The 217-nt window shown below is 52.5% G+C and carries 1 tRNA gene; it reads left to right on the top strand.

Going from position 1 to position 217, the window contains the following annotated elements:
• Positions 1 to 58: 58 nt before the first annotated feature.
• Positions 59 to 149, top strand: a tRNA-Ser gene (locus KHA84_RS15305).
• Positions 150 to 217: the final 68 nt, after the last annotated feature.

Consider the following 217-nt stretch of genomic DNA (forward strand, 5'->3'; position numbering starts at 1 on the left):
GCAATCGGCTGTTAACCGATCGGTCGTAGGTTCGAGTCCTACCTGCGGAGCCATTAATGGAGAGCTGTCCGAGTGGCCGAAGGAGCACGATTGGAAATCGTGTATACGCTAACCGTGTATCAAGGGTTCGAATCCCTTGCTCTCCGCCAGTTTTATTACTTTAATATGGCCCCTTGGTCAAGCGGTTAAGACACCGCCCTTTCACGGCGGTAACACG

This window comes from Bhargavaea massiliensis (genome assembly GCF_018390575.1).
GTDB classification, from domain to species: domain Bacteria; phylum Bacillota; class Bacilli; order Bacillales_A; family Planococcaceae; genus Bhargavaea; species Bhargavaea massiliensis.